This window comes from Acinetobacter pengchengensis (assembly GCF_982235305.1).
The window spans coordinates 1538206-1553811 of record NZ_CEVATJ010000001.1 but is presented as its reverse complement, the minus strand read 5'-3'; the positions used below and the strand labels follow the sequence as shown (position 1 = coordinate 1553811).

Sequence of the window (15606 nt, the reverse complement as noted above, 5' to 3'; positions counted from 1 at the left end):
GATTGAATAGCAATCTTCGAGCGTGTCATGGAACTGATTGTAGCCGCAGCCTTTTGTAGTGTGCTGGTCTCTATTTTATTAAAAGTCTGCAAATTGCAGGGTTTTAACCCTATGCAGATGATCACCTGGAATTATGTCAGTGCCAGTGTATTGTGTTTTTATTGGTTTAAACCCAACTTGAGCACGATCTCTCTCCAACGCACGCCGTGGTGGCTTATTCTCAGTTTAGGGGTGTTGTTGCCCAGTGTCTTTTTAGCGTTAGCAAAATCGTTGGACAGCGCAGGTATTTTAAAAACTGAAATTGCACAGCGTTTGTCAGTGGTTTTGTCTTTGGCTGCTGCTTATTTTATTTTTCAGGAAAATTTTAGCCAATTAAAAATTGTGGGAATCGCACTTGGCATTGTCGCGGTCTTATGTATTTTGTATTCGCATCGTGCTGCAGGGCAGTCTGCTAAAGCGCAACAAGGCATCATATATTTGGGCTGTGTTTGGCTGGGTTATGCGCTGATTGATGTTTTACTTAAATACACTACAGGTTTAGGTCTGCAATTTGCGGTTGCGCTGAATTTGATGTTTGTATGTGCTTTTGTTTTAGCAATGGTATATATCTTAATTCGCGATAAAAGCATGGGCAGTATGCAAAATATCAGTGCAGGTTTAATTTTGGGTACACTGAATTTCGCCAATATTGCCTTGTATGTCAAAGCTCACATGCTGCTCAAAGACAGCCCTGCTGTGGTATTTGCAGGGATGAATATTTTAGTGGTGCTATTTGGCGTGATCAGCGGTGTATTGTTCTTTAAAGAAAAGCTGAAAAGCACGACCACAATTGGGTTAGGCTTGGCATTACTTAGTGTGCTTTGCCTCGCTTATGCCATGACGGTTTAAGATAACTCAATACAAAGCGAAAAGGATGCCGCAATACATCTGCAGTTTCTGCAAGACCATGCAGCATTGTGGTTCTATCGCAAATCGGGCAGCGCATGTTCGGATAAGTTGGTTTAGCTTGATATAAATACAGTTTTTTACAACGTCGGCATTCTAGTTTTAGTGGCATAGTAAGTAAATTGAGCATCATACACCTCATTTTTATTTTTGCTAGAGATTGAGTACAGATTGCAAATATAGACTAAGCAAAATTTAGACCAAAAAAAAGGGACAAATTTTGTCCCTAGTGTTATCGCATGTTTGTTTTACAGATGTGTGAAAATCTCGCGTTTATCAAGGCGTGATTTTGGCAGTTTGGAATTAAAATCTTGTTCATTACGATAGCCTAAACATAATAAAACCGAAGGAATCAGTCCTTGCTCAGTCAGTTGCAGTTCTTGGGTTAAAATTGCTTCATCAAAACCGCCAATTGGCGTTGTGTCAATTCTTTCAATTCCTGCAGCCAACAGCATTTGCCCAAGTGCAATAAAAGTTTGATTTTCAGCCCAACGCTGAATATCGCCTTTTTCATTGCGGTAGTAATCGACATAACCTGTGCGGCTGTCTTTCTGACCTTGTTTAGCGGCTTCATCTTTAAAGCGTCCACTGGCAGCATCCTGATTAAGTAGGTTTTCTAAATGTAATTCGCTAATGTCAGCTTTGGTGCAAAATAAAATGGTATGCGAAGCATCTAAAACTTTAGGTGCGTTATAGGCGTACTTTCCCACTAAAGCTTTAGCAATACGTTGTTTGGCTTCAGGACGATCTGCAATAAAAAAGTGCCACGGCTGGATATTAATGGAAGATGGCGCTAAACGCAGAATTTCTAATAAACGCTCAAATTGTGCTGCAGGAATGCTGCGACTCGCATCATAGGCTTTGGTTGTGTAGCGAGTTTGAGCAATATTTAATAAATCCATAAATCATCTCCATTTAAAGGCTATATTTGGGGTAGGTGTGCGCCAAAAGCTTAACATGCCTTGCTATGCTTGCTAAATGAACCCATGTGCTATTTATATGGTTAAGACGAAATGAGCACCAGGCAAAGCAGCAGAAATGTTATCGACCAGCATGAAGTGACTCAAAAATATTTGGATTTAGGCACAGAATTCGTAGCAGTTGGAGTGGACACCAGTGTATTGATGAATTGATTGCGTGAATTACTGGCTAAATATAAAGGGGATGCGGAAGTCATTCAGTCTGAAGGCGGGTACTAAAATAAAGAAAAGCCCAATATTTCTTGGGCTTTTCTTCAATATAAGCTATTCGGATTTTGTAGAAGATGTTTTGATAAAGTGGGTTCTATCCTAAAAATCTTTTTATTCCCTTCGATTTTCCCTGTATTAAAAATAAATTTAATTGTTTCTAGCCAAACTACTGCTTGATCATTTGGATTTAATGCTTTTTCTTGAACTTTGTCATTCATAAATAAAGATAAGATGTTTTTTTCTTCATAAGAAAGCTTTGATAGTTTATTGATTAATTCTTTATTTTTGTTTGAAAAAGAAAACTCCTGATCCTTCTTCGCTTTGATATTGGATAATAAATCATATAGCATGAGTGAGATACTAAGTAAGAAAATAATCAATAGATAAGTGAAATTTTTTTGAACAAAAGACGATAAGTGTTCATCTAAATTAATAGCAGATACAAAAAATATTAAAAGCATAAAAATGGAAAAAACAGCATTTATTTTTTGAACATTGAATTTCATATTATAAATTTTAAAATAAAGTTGTTGAAATATTAATATATTAAAAACGTTTTTATCAAGTCTTAGAAGTTAATGTCCTCAACTTTTATCCTAGTAACTCCATGTCTTTAATTTTAATTCCACATTGTTTTGTTCTGGGATAATTTCTAAAATCTGTGCCGTATCTTTACGCCAATCTCCCAACACAATTCTTGGCTTGCCGTGTTCATTGTGAATATTTGGACGATGCGTATGTCCATGAATTAACACATCAGCACGTTGTAAGGCTTGTGCAACGGCATCAGCATTTACATCCATGACGTCATAACTTTTAACTTGATTGGCTTGCTGGCTTTTTTTTCGGAAACCTTGTGCAAGTTTTTGTCGAAAAGCCAGTGGTGTTTTCTTTAAAGTGCCTAAAATGATGGGGTTTCGAATGATTTTACGGAATTTCTGATATGACACATCATCGGTACACAGGGCATCGCCATGTTCTAAACGTACTCGTTGCGAGCCAATGTGCAGCGTGTACACATCGGGTAGGAGTTGCCCGGAAAACTGATCTAGAAATTTCTGACCTAAAGCGAAATCACGATTGCCGACAATAAAGTAAATATGATTACCGGCAGCTTGGCTAAACTGCTTTAAATGTGCAACAACTTCATCGAGCCATGGCGCTGTGTAATCATCGCCAATCCATGCATTAAACCAGTCGCCTAAAATATACAGTTGGGTGTGTTTATTTTGATAAGCATCTAGCAAATCTAAAAACCCCCGTACAAGTCGAGGGTGATCTGGTGACAAGTGTAAATCTGCGATAAACAGATAGGTCACGGATTATTCCCTGGAATTTCCCTAAATCCCTCTTTTAAAAAGAGGGATTTCTCCTCCCTGAATGAATTATAAAGCACTGCTTTAAAATGTGTGTAAGGGAGGTTGGGGGGATTCTTATTCAGCAATGATTTTTGCAGATTCAATTACCACATTTTCTAGTGGAACATCTGCGTGATAACCACGGTTGCCAGTACGCACGCCTTTAATAGCCTCTACAACGTCCATACCTTCAACAACTTTACCAAACACGGCATATCCCCAACCTTGTGCTGTTTTGCCAGTGTGGTTCAAGAAAGAGTTATTTTTTACGTTAATGAAGAACTGTGCAGAAGCTGAGTGAGGTGCTTGGGTACGCGCCATTGCAATCGTACCAACATCGTTGCTTAAGCCGTTGTCTGCTTCGTTTTCAATCGCATCACGTGTTGCTTTTTCTTTGAAGTTTTCATCCATGCCACCGCCTTGGATCATGAAACCATCAATAACACGGTGGAAAATTACGCCGTCATAAAAACCATCACGAACGTATTCTAAGAAGTTAGCAACTGTAATTGGTGCTTTTTCAGCGTTCAATTCTAAAACAATACGACCTTTATTGGTGTTTAATTCGACTTGAGGAAAACTCATTGTGTAATCTCCTAAACATGGACACGAATGCCATGGGTTTTTTGGTTGAGAGAAGCATAAGCAAACTGTAAACTACAAGGCAAGTAAAAACGTTATTTTCTTTGTTAAAAACAAGGAAAAGCGTTCTAATGGGTGATGTATGCTTCTCTTTTGAAGTTTCTGTAACCTCGTTTATCCAATTTTATTTTAGAAGTGATTGTATTGCTATGAAGCCAAATGATGTTGTTGCATCTCTGCCAAACACCCCGACACCAAGTTCAAATGCGTCTGTCGATGCTGTGCAGCAAGAACAACAGCCAGGCTTGGACTTTATACGTCAAGTCATTACCGAGGATATTGCGGCTGGCCGCATAAAGCAGGTAGTGACACGTTTTCCACCTGAGCCGAATGGTTATTTGCATATTGGTCACGTGAAAGCAATTTGCTTGAACTTTGGTATCGCACAAGAATATCAAGGGGTGTGTAACTTACGTTTTGATGACACCAACCCAGATGCAGAAGAACAAGAATATGTCGATGGTATTGCCAATGACGTGAAATGGCTGGGTTTTGAGTGGAATGGTGAACCGCGCTATGCTTCAAGCTATTTTGATCAATTATATACTTGGGCTGTACAGCTGATCGAACAAGGCGATGCTTATGTCGATTTGCAAACCCCTGATGAAATTAAGCTCAACCGTGGTTCTTTTGTAGAGCCAGGCAAAAATTCGCCATATCGTGATACGCCAGTGGCAGAAAACTTGGCTTTATTTGAAAAAATGCGCAATGGCGAATTAGGCGAAGGTCAGGCAGTTTTACGGGCTAAAATTGATATGGCATCGCCAAACGTACACATGCGTGACCCGATTTTGTATCGCGTTTTACATTCATCGCATCACCAAACGGGCGATAAATGGAAAATGTATCCAATGTATGACTATGCGCATCCATTGTCCGATGCGATTGAAGGCATCACCCATTCACTATGTACATTAGAATTCCAAGACCATCGTCCATTCTATGATTGGGTGGTAGAAAAAGTGAAATCTGAGGCTGTACCACATCAATATGAATCTAGCCGTTTGAATATTGATTACACCATCACATCTAAGCGTAAATTGCGTAAATTGGTTGAAGGCGGTTTTGTGAATGGTTGGGATGACCCACGTATGCCAACAGTGGTGGGTATGCGTCGTCGTGGCTTTACACCAGAAGGTTTACGTGATTTCTGTAAGCGTGTAGGTGTGTCTAAGTCAGACGGTATTGTGGATGTGGCAATGCTTGAGTATTGCATCCGTCAGTCATTGGAAAATACTGCAGCACGTGGTATGGCGGTGTTAAATCCGCTTAAAGTGACTTTGACCAACTTGCCAGAAGCATTAGATTTGGTCCATGCACGTCATCCAAATGTAGATATGGGCGAGCGTATCATTCCGCTGACTTCTGAAATTTACATTGACCGTAAAGACTTCGAAGAAGTGCCGCCTAAAGGCTTTAAGCGTTTAGTGCCTGAAGGAGAAGTGCGTTTACGTCATGCTTATGTAATCAAGTGTGATGAAGTGCTTAAAGATGCCAACGGCGAAGTCATTGAGCTGAAATGTTCAATTGACCCTGAAACTTTGGGAAAAAACCCAGAAGGTCGTAAAGTAAAAGGCGTAATTCACTGGGTCTCTGCAAGTAAAGGGGTAGCGGCAGAAGTTCGCTTATATGATCGCTTATTCACAGAGTCGGACCCTGAAGTGGGTGATGATTTCTTAGCGAACTTGAACCCTGATTCATTGAAAATTGTACAAGCGGTGATTGAGCCTGCATTGGCGCAAGCACAGCCTGAAGACCGTTTCCAATTTGAGCGTGAAGGTTATTTTGTTGCAGATCAGTACGATCATAGTGCAGAAACACCGGTGTTTAACCGCATTTTAGACTTAAAAGACAGCTTTAAGCCAGGTAAGTAAAATTTTATCTAAGTTTTAACTTACAAATCAAAAGCCCAACTCGATCAATTCAGGTTGGGCTTTTTAGTTTATCTATTGAAGATTTATTGAATGTCTTGTGAGATATACAGTGTCGCTAAAATTTTAGCAATTAGCGGTTTTTATGCTGTTCCTGCTTCATTAGGATTTGCGGTAATTGCATTTTGGCTTTATCACGTAATTTCTTCTTAATATAAAGCACCAAAGCAAAGCAAGTGGTCGTCAGTGTCAGCATCATACTGTTCATATAACTCATCAATGAACTGACATAACCAATGGTGGTTAAACGATCCACCATCTTAAATACTTGCGGGCTGCTTTCAACACCTGTAATTGCCCAAGTGCATAAATGCTCACAGTTATTCATAATCAGATGATAATTGTTTTCGTGCATTCGAGAACGCATACGGCGCACCACTTTGCGTCCTTTATATTTTGGTGCATGATAAGACTGCACAATAATATTTTTGCCGTGACTAAACTTTTCAATACTGGTCATTTCAATCGGGTGTTTTTTGAAAAGATGTGCAAAACCCGAATAGTGAATCACGCGACCGCGCCCAGCATAAATACCATGATGGCTATAGCCGAAGTGTTTGACAATTAAATGTGCCCCTAAAGGAAATCGTGTTTTCTGCTTGAGCATCGTACGCTTGACCAATAAAGTAACATGAGTAGAGAAAAGAAATCAGGTTTTATAGTGTACTGCGTCTGACGCAAATATGCGATAACCCATTCAGTTATATGCACAATTTGTAACATAGCACGTGTGGAGATGATAATGTTTTGTTCTCTGTCAAAGTATTTATTGTTTAGTGATTTATTCTGGACGCCTGCTGCACAGGCAGAAATTCGCGTATGGACGGTTAATAACAGGGCTGGGGGAATTTTTTTTTCAACCCAATGGTGTACTGGCGTGGAATCATCAATGGGTGTTTTTAAGTACAACCCAACAATATGTCAATCAGTCGCTCAAAGCGCAGTATGCCACGCAGTCAGCCCCAATGTGGTTATTAATCATCAGTTCAATTCACGCTTTTTAGCGGACAGTTCCTCTTATAAAATTAGAAATGGGATTGGGTTAAAAGACCAAGTTTTGTACTTTGTGATTAGTAACACACCTGTAACTTTTCATCAATTCGCCACCTTTTTTAAAGATGAGCTGAAAACATCAAATGCTTTATATTTAGATGGCTTGATTTCTACGGCATATATTCCGCAATTACAACGTCATACTCGTACACACCGCAATTTAGGGCCAATTTTAGCTTATATAGATCATCAAGGTTGTAAACTCTAACATTGGAACTTGGTTATGGCTTGGCTGAATTTATTGTCCAATAAAACCTAGGGCTGTTCCTTGCATCGTGCAGATTTTGGCTGCTTCTTCGCTTTTCATTTGTTTGACTTCATTTTCAAATTGCTTTTTTTGTTGTTTGAGCTGTTCGTCTGAAATACCCATGCTTTTAGCAAAACTTTCCATTTTTTCCCAAGTTTCGGCACATTCTTTCGGCATTGGACTACAGGCTGTTAAACTCAGGCTGAGTAGGGCAAGACAGCTAATGTTAGTTTTTTTCATTGTCATTTTCTCTGTTTGAATAATTAAAATATGGTAGTGAGATGATTGTTTTTAGAAATACTAGCGCATGATTGTGAAGATATGATTGACTGCGTTTGAAAAGATTAGAATTTTTGTGCAAGCCCAAGCACGTATTAAGATTTATAAAATTTATTGTTTTAAGTGCCAAGATATTTGTAACAATTAAAAAAGGCACTTAGTTCAACTAAATGCCTTTTTTATCATATTCCATTACTGGAATGGTAGATGCTGGAGTTCATTTAACTCTTTGCGGCTATAACCTCGCGAAGCGAGAACCTTCTTAATCCCGATAATAACATCTTCATCTGTGGCTTTGGTTAAAGCCTCGAGAAGTTGTTCATTTGTCTTGCAAGAGCAATCATTTTCAACACAAGCAATTTGATTTTTATGCTCGTTTTGCTGTTCTGTAGAGAACAACTTTTGCCAAAAACTCATAGAGCCTTCATTCACAACCTAACATAGATCGAAATATAGCCAATATAAAAAATAAATCAAGTCGACCTAAGTGATAAAAGCAGCAATCGAGTTGCAGAATTTTCGATAATATTGCATTTTTTTAACGAAATTATGACAGTTAAAGGGCTTGTAATGCTTTAAATTATTCATTTATATAACAATATTTACAAGTGCTCAAAAAGAGTACTTGTAAATATTGAAGATTAATGCAACAAATTATTTAAATCTTTTCCAGTAAAACACCTGACTCAACATGATGGGTGTATGGGAATTGATCAAACAGTGCAAATTGCGTCAGTTTATGGCTTTGACATAAAGTTTTTAAATTGTCATGCAAGGTGTCAGGGTTGCACGAAATATAAATAATACGCTTGAAACGTTGTAGGAGTTTTAAGGTGTCATCGTCAATTCCTGCACGTGGCGGATCGACAAAGACTGTATCAAAATCATAACTTGAGAGATCAATGTTTGCTTCTTGCAAGCGGCGGAATTCACGCTCACCGTTATAAGCTTGTGTAAATTCTTCAGCCGATAAGCGTGCCACTTGAATATTCTCAATCTGGTTTTGTTCAATATTCCACTGCGCTGCATAGACCGAAGATTTAGCCAGTTCTGTGGCAAGTACACGACGGAAACGGGTCGATAGTGGCAGGGTAAAGTTACCATTGCCACAATAAAGTTCTAATAAATCTTGCTCAGAATGTTCGGCAACAGAACATGCCCATTCCAGCATTTTTTGGCACACTTGCGCATTTGGCTGAGTAAAGCTGCTTTCAATTTGCTTATAGGTATAAGTACGATCAAAAACTTGTAATTGTTCAACTACATACTCATCGCAAAGCACAAATTTTTGCCCACGGCTGCGTCCAATCAGTTTAATGTTTAATGCTTTGCTCAAGGCTTGGGCTGCAGGCTCCCAATCAGGCTCAAGTTTGCGATGATAAAGTAGCGAAACCAACATTTCGCCACTTAAAGTCGCTAAAAAATGTACTTCAAATAAACGAGCCGATAATACGGGATTGGCTTTCAAGCCGGCTAACAGCTTTGGCATTAATAAATTAATGCTGCGGTCTGCAATGGGAAACTCATCTACACGAATAACTTTTTTCTGCTTATCTTCACTGCGTTCAAACATGGCATAAAAAAGATCATCTTCAATATGCCAAATCCGGAACTCTGCCCGCATACGGTAGTTGTGTTCTGGTGAGGCAAATACTTGCAAGGTAGGCGGATTATATTCGGCAAATTGGGCAGAAATACGGGCAACTTTCGCATCAAGTTGTTGCTGATAAGATGAGGTCATATGCAGTAAACATCACAAACACAGAGAAAGAGCGATGGTAACAAAGTTTTAAAGAGATACCTAAAACTATTATGAAAATGATGCAATCCTGCAAGATGTCAAAATAGCCTAAGCATATTCATGACATCTTGAAAGTGGCTAAATCAAGATGCTGAAATTACTTTAAATTTTATGTAATTGATCGAACAATTGCTGCATGCCCTCAGTGGCAGTTTTAGAAATGCGTTGAAATTGAGCAGGAAGTTGGACTTGTGCGGCTTTTGGGTCAATATAATAAGCCTGACAATTTGCAGGAATTTCGTGTACTAATCCAGCAACAGGGTACACCACCAAACTTGTCCCAATCACAATAAAAATATCGGCATCTTGAATCAAATCCAGTGCTTCTTCGTAGGCAGGAACTGCTTCGCCAAACCAAACCACATGCGGACGTAAAGGATAGCCTTGAGGGCAAAGATCCTGTTGCAAGTTCAGCGAGTCACCTTCAATTGGAAAAAATTCAGTGGTGTATTGTGCATTAGGCCCTGAGCTTTTAGCTAAACGAATATTGCCGTGTAAATGTAAAACTTCAGAACTGCCTGCACGTTCATGCAAATCATCAATATTTTGGGTGATCACTTGCACATCAAAATCATCTTCAAGTTCAGCAATTAAGCAATGCGCTAAGTTAGGTTGCGCACTCAGAATGTTTTTTCGGCGTTCATTATAAAAGCGCTGCACTAATTCAGGATTTCTTGCCCATGCTTCAGGACTTGCGACATCTTCTACACGATGTTTTTCCCATAAGCCATCACTATCTCTAAAGGTGTTGATTCCGCTTTCTGCACTCATACCTGCACCCGAAAAAACTACTAATTTACGCATGTTTTATTCTCATGATGGATGGTTAGATTTGAGTATAAGTGCCGAAAATAGAAACACAAATCTACATCTCATTTTTTCAGAATTTTTAGTATCTAAATATGTGAAAACTCAAAATTATCTATAACTTTGCTTAATAATTGAAAAATGTTCACTTTTTGTTGATGGTTATTTCATTTTAATGATAGAAGATCAAGTAAAGTAACACGATGCTGCAAATTCAAATATAGATAAACCTGACTTTAATATAATAATGCGCAGAGGATGCCATGTCACAACACAATCCATCATCAAATCACACGCCTGCAACGCACAGTAAAAAAGTGAAATTTGACTGGCAAGATCCTTTTTTGCTTGAACAACAAATGACTGAAACTGAACGTATGATTCGCGATAGTGCCTATGCTTATTGTTAGGAAAAATTACAGCCACGTGTACGTGATCAGTTCAGACATGAAACGGTAGATCGCAGTATCTTCAGTGAAATGGGTGAGCTTGGTTTATTAGGTCCAACGATACCTGAACAATATGGTGGTGCAGGTTTAAATTATGTGAGTTATGGCCTAATTTCACGTGAAATTGAGCGGGTCGATTCGGGCTATCGTTCTATGGCGAGTGTGCAAGGCTCATTGGTGATGGTGCCGATCTATGAGTTTGGCAGTGAGGCGCAAAAACAAAAATATTTACCCAAACTCGCTTCGGGTGAATGGATAGGTTGTTTTGGTCTGACTGAACCTGATTTTGGCTCCGACCCTGGCACTATGAATAGTAGAGCGCACAAAGTTGCAGGTGGTTATCGTCTACAAGGTGCCAAAATGTGGATTACCAATAGTCCAATTGCCGATGTATTTGTGGTGTGGGCAAAAGAAGTTTTGGCAGATGGGCGAGTGGGTGATATTCGGGGTTTTATATTAGAAAAAGGTTGGGATGGACTTTCTGCACCAATCATTCAGGGTAAGGTCGGTTTACGCGCTTCAATCACAGGTGAAATTGTCATGGACAATGTTTTTGTGCCTGAAGAAAATATGTTACCTGACGTGCATGGTTTAAAAGGGCCATTCACTTGTTTAAACAGTGCGCGCTATGGCATTGCATGGGGTGCTATGGGGGCGGCTGAATTTTGTTGGCATACTGCGCATCAATATACGATGGATCGGATTCAGTTCGGACGTCCTTTGGCGGCCAATCAGCTCATTCAAAAGAAACTTGCCGATATGCAAACCGAAATCGCGCTGGGTTTACAAATTGCTTTACGTTTTGGTCGTATGAAAGATGAGGGCATTGCTTCACTCGAAGGTACTTCTTTGATTAAACGCAACAACTGTGGCAAGGCCTTAGAGGTTGCCCGTATGGCGCGCGATATGCTTGGTGGTAATGGCATTAGCGATGAATATAGTGTGGCACGACATTTGGTCAATTTGGAAGTCGTGAACACCTATGAAGGGACACATGATGTGCATGCGCTAATTTTAGGTCGTGCGCAAACGGGTATCGCAGCTTTTGGCAATTAAACGTGGGTCTAATGATGATGTTATGGTGGAAGAGGCTGCAAACTACATTTTCCACCGTTTTGTTTTAGCACTTTAGTTGTTTAGAGCTGTTTAGTTTTAAAAATTGGCTAATTTCCTGACTAAACTTCAGGGGTTCAGTCAGTAACGGGGTATGTCCAGATTGGTGAAATATCACTTGTTTCGCATTTGGCATGGCTTCTACTACTTGGCGTTGTCCTTCTGCCGCATACAAGGTCGATTGCGCACCTGTAAAAAAGACTGTCGGGCAATTCAGCTGAGTCAGAGCCTCGCGATAATCTTCCTGATGGTGTAAATAATTGTCGATATACCAGCGTAAATAATCTAGGCGTTGCGTAGGTAAAATATAGCGTTGCAAAGCAGGACGTTTGACGGCCAGTTTAAATAAAAACGGACTGATTTTATTGCTGGCTTGTAATTCTATAAATTCTAGCCAAAGTTCGACTAAGTTTTTACGCTGCAACACATCCATTTGTTGAATATCAGTATATTGCGCGTGATCATGTAAAAACTCGGACAGATGAATCAATAACTGTTTAAATTGTTGATGTTGATTGCCAAATAAGCCATAAGGCCAGTTTTGATCCACTCCAATTTTTGGTGCTTGGTCAATTTGTAAATAACTACTTAAATACGTAGCCAATTGTCCATATTGCATGCCATGCATGGCAGTGGTTGCCCCCATGGAATAGCCAATCAGTTTAAATTGTTGCAGGTTCTGTTGTTGAAGCAGACTGTTTAAATCTTGCCAATGGCTCGAAATAGCATCCAGTTCTGGAACGGCACACAGGTTTGAACCCCCAAAACCACGCCAGTCTGGAATAATAAAACGATACTGCTTTTTATGTTGATACAGAAATGGCAACCATTGCCAACTGTGCATGCCTAAACCTGAAAGCACAACCACAGGCTCACCTTGACCAAATTCACGTACAAATAGAGCTTCGCCATCGGGCATGCGGTAAAAAGGCATCAGCATTTCCTTGCATGGTTGTAATTAAAGATGCGTTATTCTTTATAGCATAGCCTGATCATTTCTGTATGGTGAGCAACCCTGATTTCACATTGATGTGGTTGCTATTACTTAAAAATATACTTTTAAGATGAGGCTTCGGCATCAAACTTTTTCAGTTCAGGAATCACATTTTCTAGCCATTCAATCCAGCCAATTTCCTGATCTATCCCTAGCTGCAAAATCATTTTATGAATATACAGGGTACGGTTGTTCGCAGTTGCTTGGCTAAAGTCTTTGGCAAAAATCTGTTGATAGGTGTCTAACTTGGTTTTATGGAGCAACAAATGTCGTTCCAGTTCTGGCAAGACACTGTTGCCGCCAAGTTGGGCTTCGGCACGTAAACGTACCATAAGTTCTTCGCGTAATTGCGCAGGCGGGCTTTGCTCAACCATCCAGTTTGCCAGTTCATGCCGTCCCAACGCTTCTACCTGATAGGTTTTGCTGCGACTGCTGGAATCTTCATCTTCTAAGGTTGAAATCCAGCCTTTTTTTAGCATGCTATTCAGTTCACGGTAAATTTGTTGATGGGTCGCATTCCAGAAAAACCCCATAGAGCGGTCAAAACGACGTGCCAATTCAATACCGTTACTGGGTTTTTCAATCAGACTGGTCAATAAAACGTGAGCGAGCGACATAAACAGAGCAACATTATTTTTCAGCTTTCATTATGCAACATGTTGCATAAAAATCAAATCTAGAATATAAAAGTATGCAACAAGTTGCATTAAGCATAAAACAGCCAGCATTTTTGCCAGCAGGGAGATTCTATGTCTGACTATCCACATTTACTTGCGCCTTTAGATTTAGGCTTTACCACTTTAAAAAATCGGGTCTTAATGGGTTCAATGCACGTTGGACTAGAAGAAGCACCGGGTGGATACGAACGTATGGCGGCTTTTTATGCAGAGCGTGCCAAAGGTGGCGTTGGGCTGATTGTAACAGGTGGTATTTCACCGAATGATGCAGGCTTAACCTTTGCGGGCGGCAATAAACTTGATACTCGTCAAGAAGCAGAAAAACATAAAGTGGTGACTCAGGCTGTGCATGATGCAGGCGGCAAAATTGCTTTACAGATTTTACATACGGGACGTTATTCCTATCAGCCCGATATTGTCGCACCGTCAGCAATTCAGGCACCGATTAACCCAAGTAAACCACATGCACTAACATCGGCAGAAGTACAGCAAACCATTGCCGACTTTGTGAATTGTGCCAAATTGGCACAATACGCAGGCTATGATGGTGTCGAAATCATGGGTTCGGAAGGTTATTTAATTAACGAATTTATTGCTGCACGTACCAACCATCGCGATGATGAATGGGGCGGCAGCTATGAAAACCGTATTCGTTTCCCAATTGAAATTGTGAAGCGCACCCGTGCAGAAGTCGGTGAAAACTTTATTATTATTTACCGCTTGTCGATGCTCGATTTAGTCGAAGGCGGTTCAAGCTTTGAAGAAGTTGTGCAGTTGGCACAAGCGATTGAAAAAGCAGGTGCAACCATCATCAATACAGGGATTGGATGGCATGAAGCACGCATTCCAACCATTGCTACCAAAGTCCCTCGCGCAGCTTTTACATGGGTGACAGAAAAATTAAAAGGTTTGGTCAAAGTACCTCTAATTACTTCAAACCGTATTAATACCCCTGAAATGGCAGAGCATGTTTTGGCTGCAGGCCATGCCGATATGGTGTCGATGGCACGACCATTGTTGGCAGATGCTTTCTTTGTGCAAAAAGCCGAGCAAGGTCGCAGTGATGAAATCAATACCTGTATTGGTTGTAACCAAGCTTGTTTAGACCATATTTTCTCAATGAAAATTGCTTCATGTTTGGTTAATCCACGTGCTTGTCATGAAACAGAACTCATTTTTAAAGAAGCAGCACAGGCTAAAAATATTGCGGTGATTGGTGCAGGGCCTGCAGGTTTAAGCTTTGCAACCTATGCTGCAGAACGTGGGCATCAGGTGACGATTTTTGAAGCCTCGAATCAAATTGGTGGGCAGTTTAATATCGCCAAAACTATTCCTGGTAAAGAAGAGTTTTACGAAACTTTGCGCTATTTTAAGCGCCAAATTGAGCTGCAACCGAATATTAAGTTGGTGCTGAATCATACGGCTAGTTTTGAACAATTGCTCAACGCTGACTTTGATGATGTGGTTGTGGCAACAGGTGTAACCCCGCGTAAACTGGACATCGCAGGTATCGATCATCCTAAAGTGCTGAGTTATATTGAAGTATTAAAAGAGCGCAAGCCTGTGGGACAACGTGTTGCGATTATTGGGGCAGGCGGTATTGGGTTTGATACTGCAGAATATTTAAGCCATGAAGGAGAAAGTGGCAGCCTAAATCCTGAAAAATTCTATGATGAATGGGGTATCGATACCAATTATACGAATGTAGGTGGTTTAAAAGCTGTAAAAGTTGAAAAATCGCCACGTAAAATTTATTTATTGCAACGTAAAGCATCGTCCGTGGGAGCAGGCTTGGGTAAAACAACAGGCTGGATTCATCGCACAGGTTTAAAAAACCGTGACGTTAAAATGATTGCAGGGGCAAGTTATGACCTGATTGATGATCAAGGCTTGCACATTACCGTCAACGGTCAAAGCACAGTGCTAGAGGTTGATCATGTGGTGATTTGTGCTGGGCAGGAATCTTACACAGCCATGTATGAGCAATTACAGACAGCAGGTAAGAATGTGCATTTAATTGGTGGGGCGAAAGAAGCAGGCGAGTTAGATGCCAAACGTGCAATCCGTCAGGGTGCTGAATTGGCAGCAACAATCTAAATCTTCAGACATTAAAATTATAG

General features: G+C 40.2%; 16 protein-coding genes and 2 pseudogenes. 6 read left to right on the top strand and 12 right to left on the bottom strand.

Annotation, left to right across the window (positions count from 1 at the left end; genetic code table 11):
• The first annotated feature begins 27 nt into the window (after window positions 1-27).
• Window positions 28-888 (top strand): DMT family transporter, encoded by an 861-nt coding sequence (locus tag AC0T5Z_RS07665; protein ID WP_291334164.1) that lies wholly within the window; start codon window positions 28-30, stop codon window positions 886-888.
• Here AC0T5Z_RS07665 and AC0T5Z_RS07660 read toward each other — a convergent pair.
• Together AC0T5Z_RS07660 and nfsB are read right to left on the bottom strand one after the other, a co-directional pair.
• Window positions 851-1078: a hypothetical protein gene (locus AC0T5Z_RS07660; protein WP_473786273.1), complete on the bottom strand. Its 228-nt coding sequence runs from the start codon at window positions 1076-1078 to the stop codon at window positions 851-853. The two genes, AC0T5Z_RS07665 and AC0T5Z_RS07660, sit on opposite strands and share 38 nt — an antisense overlap.
• A gap of 115 nt (window positions 1079-1193) precedes the next feature.
• Entirely contained in the window at window positions 1194-1847 is a 654-nt protein-coding gene (gene nfsB / locus AC0T5Z_RS07655; protein WP_435336808.1) for an oxygen-insensitive NAD(P)H nitroreductase, read from the bottom strand.
• 121 nt (window positions 1848-1968) lie between these two features.
• Here nfsB and AC0T5Z_RS07650 point away from each other — a divergent pair.
• Window positions 1969-2144 (top strand): annotated as a pseudogene (locus AC0T5Z_RS07650) (2-dehydro-3-deoxyglucarate aldolase); the annotation flags it as partial.
• Between the two features lie 35 nt (window positions 2145-2179).
• Here AC0T5Z_RS07650 and AC0T5Z_RS07645 read toward each other — a convergent pair.
• The 3 genes from AC0T5Z_RS07645 to AC0T5Z_RS07635 all read right to left on the bottom strand — a co-directional run bounded on the left by AC0T5Z_RS07645 (window position 2180) and on the right by AC0T5Z_RS07635 (window position 4078).
• Complete coding sequence (locus AC0T5Z_RS07645; RefSeq protein WP_291334167.1) at window positions 2180-2641, bottom strand: super-infection exclusion protein B; 462 nt, start codon at window positions 2639-2641, stop codon at window positions 2180-2182.
• A gap of 90 nt (window positions 2642-2731) precedes the next feature.
• Window positions 2732-3454, bottom strand: coding sequence for a UDP-2,3-diacylglucosamine diphosphatase (locus tag AC0T5Z_RS07640; protein WP_435336809.1), 723 nt, complete (start codon window positions 3452-3454; stop codon window positions 2732-2734).
• Window positions 3455-3568: 114 nt separating this feature from the next.
• Complete coding sequence (locus AC0T5Z_RS07635) at window positions 3569-4078, bottom strand: peptidylprolyl isomerase (RefSeq protein WP_291334169.1); 510 nt, start codon at window positions 4076-4078, stop codon at window positions 3569-3571.
• Between the two features lie 206 nt (window positions 4079-4284).
• Between AC0T5Z_RS07635 and AC0T5Z_RS07630 the strand changes: the two genes are divergently transcribed.
• On the top strand, window positions 4285-6009 hold the full coding sequence (locus AC0T5Z_RS07630; protein WP_291334170.1) for a glutamine--tRNA ligase/YqeY domain fusion protein: 1725 nt from the start codon (window positions 4285-4287) through the stop codon (window positions 6007-6009).
• Window positions 6010-6139: 130 nt separating this feature from the next.
• Here AC0T5Z_RS07630 and AC0T5Z_RS07625 read toward each other — a convergent pair whose 3' ends face one another.
• The gene (locus tag AC0T5Z_RS07625; protein WP_435336810.1) at window positions 6140-6673 is read right to left on the bottom strand and encodes a lecithin retinol acyltransferase family protein; all 534 of its coding nucleotides are present in this window, start codon (window positions 6671-6673) and stop codon (window positions 6140-6142) included.
• Between the two features lie 135 nt (window positions 6674-6808).
• On the opposite strand from AC0T5Z_RS07625, the gene AC0T5Z_RS07620 reads away from it, so the two are divergent.
• Window positions 6809-7327 carry a phosphodiester glycosidase family protein gene (locus AC0T5Z_RS07620; protein ID WP_435336811.1) on the top strand — a complete coding sequence of 173 codons (519 nt, stop codon included), beginning with the start codon at window positions 6809-6811 and terminating at the stop codon, window positions 7325-7327.
• Window positions 7328-7357: 30 nt separating this feature from the next.
• Here AC0T5Z_RS07620 and AC0T5Z_RS07615 read toward each other — a convergent pair whose 3' ends face one another.
• The 4 genes from AC0T5Z_RS07615 to AC0T5Z_RS07600 form a co-directional block, all read right to left on the bottom strand.
• A complete protein-coding gene (locus AC0T5Z_RS07615; protein WP_291334173.1) occupies window positions 7358-7606 on the bottom strand; it encodes a hypothetical protein in 249 nt (82 codons plus the stop codon).
• A 231-nt stretch (window positions 7607-7837) separates the two neighbouring features.
• Complete coding sequence (locus AC0T5Z_RS07610) at window positions 7838-8062, bottom strand: hypothetical protein (protein WP_004973321.1); 225 nt, start codon at window positions 8060-8062, stop codon at window positions 7838-7840.
• Between the two features lie 241 nt (window positions 8063-8303).
• Window positions 8304-9386 (bottom strand): tRNA (uridine(54)-C5)-methyltransferase TrmA, encoded by a 1083-nt coding sequence (trmA, locus tag AC0T5Z_RS07605; protein WP_291334174.1) that lies wholly within the window; start codon window positions 9384-9386, stop codon window positions 8304-8306.
• 162 nt (window positions 9387-9548) lie between these two features.
• The gene (locus tag AC0T5Z_RS07600; protein ID WP_435336812.1) at window positions 9549-10250 is read right to left on the bottom strand and encodes an SIR2 family NAD-dependent protein deacylase; all 702 of its coding nucleotides are present in this window, start codon (window positions 10248-10250) and stop codon (window positions 9549-9551) included.
• Between the two features lie 266 nt (window positions 10251-10516).
• On the opposite strand from AC0T5Z_RS07600, the pseudogene AC0T5Z_RS07595 reads away from it, so the two are divergent.
• A pseudogene (locus AC0T5Z_RS07595) lies at window positions 10517-11758 on the top strand (acyl-CoA dehydrogenase).
• A gap of 64 nt (window positions 11759-11822) precedes the next feature.
• Here the strand turns inward: AC0T5Z_RS07595 and AC0T5Z_RS07590 are convergent.
• Both AC0T5Z_RS07590 and AC0T5Z_RS07585 read right to left on the bottom strand, forming a co-directional pair.
• Entirely contained in the window at window positions 11823-12749 is a 927-nt protein-coding gene (locus tag AC0T5Z_RS07590) for an alpha/beta fold hydrolase (protein WP_291334176.1), read from the bottom strand.
• A gap of 125 nt (window positions 12750-12874) precedes the next feature.
• A complete protein-coding gene (locus AC0T5Z_RS07585) occupies window positions 12875-13426 on the bottom strand; it encodes a PadR family transcriptional regulator (RefSeq protein ID WP_291334177.1) in 552 nt (183 codons plus the stop codon).
• Between the two features lie 132 nt (window positions 13427-13558).
• Between AC0T5Z_RS07585 and AC0T5Z_RS07580 the strand changes: the two genes are divergently transcribed.
• Window positions 13559-15583 carry an FAD-dependent oxidoreductase gene (locus tag AC0T5Z_RS07580; RefSeq protein WP_435336813.1) on the top strand — a complete coding sequence of 675 codons (2025 nt, stop codon included), beginning with the start codon at window positions 13559-13561 and terminating at the stop codon, window positions 15581-15583.
• Window positions 15584-15606: the final 23 nt, after the last annotated feature.